At 25.6% G+C, this 3,023-nt stretch carries 3 protein-coding genes; 2 read left to right on the top strand and 1 reads right to left on the bottom strand.

Annotated elements, in window-relative coordinates; all coding sequences use genetic code 11:
- Positions 1 to 169 precede the first annotated feature (169 nt).
- Both R4K56_RS14575 and R4K56_RS14570 read left to right on the top strand, forming a co-directional pair.
- Complete coding sequence (locus R4K56_RS14575; RefSeq protein WP_335773193.1) at positions 170 to 862, top strand: tetratricopeptide repeat protein; 693 nt, start codon at positions 170 to 172, stop codon at positions 860 to 862.
- Between the two features lie 53 nt (positions 863 to 915).
- Positions 916 to 2,610: a DNA repair helicase XPB gene (locus tag R4K56_RS14570; protein WP_335756699.1), complete on the top strand. Its 1,695-nt coding sequence runs from the start codon at positions 916 to 918 to the stop codon at positions 2,608 to 2,610.
- Between the two features lie 78 nt (positions 2,611 to 2,688).
- Here R4K56_RS14570 and R4K56_RS14565 read toward each other — a convergent pair whose 3' ends face one another.
- On the bottom strand, positions 2,689 to 2,946 hold the full coding sequence (locus tag R4K56_RS14565; RefSeq protein ID WP_297296976.1) for a PTS transporter subunit EIIB: 258 nt from the start codon (positions 2,944 to 2,946) through the stop codon (positions 2,689 to 2,691).
- Positions 2,947 to 3,023: the final 77 nt, after the last annotated feature.

The raw sequence follows: 3,023 nt of genomic DNA, 5'->3' as shown, positions 1-3,023 counted from the left end.
CCTATGTTATACTTTAAAAAACTAAGGAATACTTAATGCAATATGTCTGGCTCCTGTGCAAATTTTCAAAGATGATATATAATAAATAATTGTAAAATAAACACTTGATTTTTTTATGTTTAATTATTATAATTGATTATTCATTATTTATAAATTTAAGAGGATTTTTATGTCTGAAAATACAAACAAACTACAAAAAAATGCTGAATTAATATTCACATATATTTATAATAATAGAATAATATTCATATCTGGATTTGCACTTATAGTAGTAATTATCGCAGGTATTTTAGTATATAAAGCTAATATAGAAAGCCAAGACAAAGATAATAATATACAATTTGAATCTGCATTGGCATTATATAATGTATATCAAAATGCACAATTACCAAAAGAACAATTAAATGATCCTGCTTTAATAATAGATATTACTTCAAGATTCCAAAAAGTATATTCTGCTGCTAAAGGTAAAACTTTGAAATTAAGAACAGCTTATGCTTTAGGTTCTGTTTATTATGATATAGAAAACTTCACTGAAGCAGAAAAATACTATCAGGAAGTAGCTAATTCGAGAGGATTCTATTTACAAGAAACTGCTATATACAATTTAGCTAATACTCAAATAGAATTAACTAATTATGCTAAAGCTGCATCAACTTTGGAAAACTTTACTAAAGCATATCCAAAAAGCTATTTAAATCCGCAAGCAACTTTAAGTTTATCAGATGTTTATTTAGCTCAAAATGATAAAACTAAAGCTTTAAATATATTAAAATCATGGATTACTCAAAATACTAATAATGTTGAATATTTGAATATATTTAGAGAAACTATTTCATTAATAGAAAATAATGTTTATTAATTAATATAACTAATATATAAATCATTATCCAATTATAATGTAAGGAAAAAAAATTGAATAAGAATGCTCCTATCATAGTTCAGGGCGATGGTACAATTCTTTTAGATGTTAGTACAAAACATTTTGAAGAAATAAGAAATTTTATGCTTGTATTCGCCGAACTTGTAAAAAGTCCAGAATATATACATACATATAGAATAACATTAGTATCTTTATGGAATGCTGCAAGTTTAAATTATACTTCAGAACAAATAATTAGTTTCTTAAAAAAATATACTTCTTATGAAATACCAAAGAATATCGTAAAACAAATAGAAACAAGCATTGAAAAATATGGAAGAATAAAAATAATAAAAGAAGATGAAAAATATTATCTTATAAGCGAAGATAAAAATATTATAGATGAAATTTTACATTATAAATTAATGACTAAATATATAAAAGCAGAAGTTAACAAAAATAAATTGGAAATAGATGCCACATATAGAGGTCATATAAAACTAGCTCTTATCAATATAGGATATCCTGTTCAAGATTTAGCTGGTTATAAAACAGGTGAACCATATCATTTTAATATGAGAACAAAACTTCCATCAAGCGGAGATGATTTTGCTTTAAGAGATTATCAAAGAAATTCTGTAGAAGCTTTTTATGCTGATGGTAAACCTGAAGGCGGTGCTGGTGTTATAGCTTTGCCTTGCGGTACTGGAAAAACTGTTGTTGGTATAGCAACAATGTATAAAACACAAACTAAAACTCTTATTATAGTTACTGGTGTTACAGCCTGCAGACAATGGAGAGATGAAATATTAGATAAAACAGATATTCCTCCTGAAGATATAGGAGAATATAATGGTTTGAATAAAGAAATAAAACCAATAACAATAGCAACTTACAAAATATTAACTTATAGAAAAAATAAAGAATCCCCTTTTGTACATTTTGAATTATTCTTCCAACATAATTGGGGACTCATTATATACGATGAAGTGCATTTACTTCCAGCTCCTATCATAAAATTAACAAGTGAAATTCAAAGTATGAGAAGATTAGGATTAACAGCTACACTTGTACGTGAAGATGGACTTGAGAAAGATGTATTTTGTTTGATAGGGCCTAAAAAATTTGATATACCTTGGCGTGAATTAGAGGAGAAAAAATTTATTGCTGAGGCATATTGTTATGATATAAGAATACCTTTAGATGACAGTCATAGATCTGATTACGTTGTATCAAGCGATAAAGTAAAATTCAGAATAGCAAGTGAAAATGTATTTAAATATACAATAGTAAAAAAAATTATAGAAAAACTTAAAGGTAAAAACATTCTTATAATAGGTCAATATCTTGATCAATTAAATGAAATGAAAAAAAGAACCGGATATACTATAATCACTGGAAAAACTCCTCAAAGTGAAAGAGATATAATATATAAAAAATTCAAAACTGGTGAAATTACTACTTTAATAGTTAGTAAAGTAGCTAACTTGGCTGTAGATTTACCAGATGCTAATGTATTAATACAGATTTCTGGTACTTTCGGTTCAAGACAAGAGGAAGCTCAAAGATTAGGAAGAGTATTACGTCCGAAAAAAGGTGAAAATAAAAGTTATTTCTTCTCTATAATTACAACTGATACTAAAGAAGAAGATTTCGCTCATAAAAGACAATTATTCTTAACAGAACAGGGATATCATTACGAATTACTTGATAAAGATTCATTTGAAGAATTGGAATTTGAAAACTAAAGTTTAACAATATTATAATTTTATAATTGTTAAACTTTAGTTATTAGATACATTTCATTAATTAGATAGATAATATAATTATAGAGCTGTAACACCTAAATTTATAACTTCGTCATAAACTTTTTTAACTTCTTTACCTAAAACTATTTGATATTGTCCAGCATTATAAAAAACACCAGTTACGCCTTCTATACTTTCTACTTCAGAATCATTGATTTTCTCTCTATCATTTACCATTAATCTTAATCTAGTAGCACAAAAACTAGCTGAACTAATATTATCTTTTCCAACTTTAGAAACTATATCTTCTGCAATTTTTTTGTAATTTAGTTCCATAATAACCTCTTTAATTAAAAATCGTTTGATAGATTATATATTTTTATAAATATTTTTCAATAAAAATAATATAAAAA

This window comes from Brachyspira pulli (assembly GCF_036997785.1).
Classification (GTDB): domain Bacteria; phylum Spirochaetota; class Brachyspiria; order Brachyspirales; family Brachyspiraceae; genus Brachyspira; species Brachyspira pulli.
The sequence above is the reverse complement of the archived record's forward strand: the minus strand, read 5'-3'. Positions and strand labels throughout refer to the sequence as shown.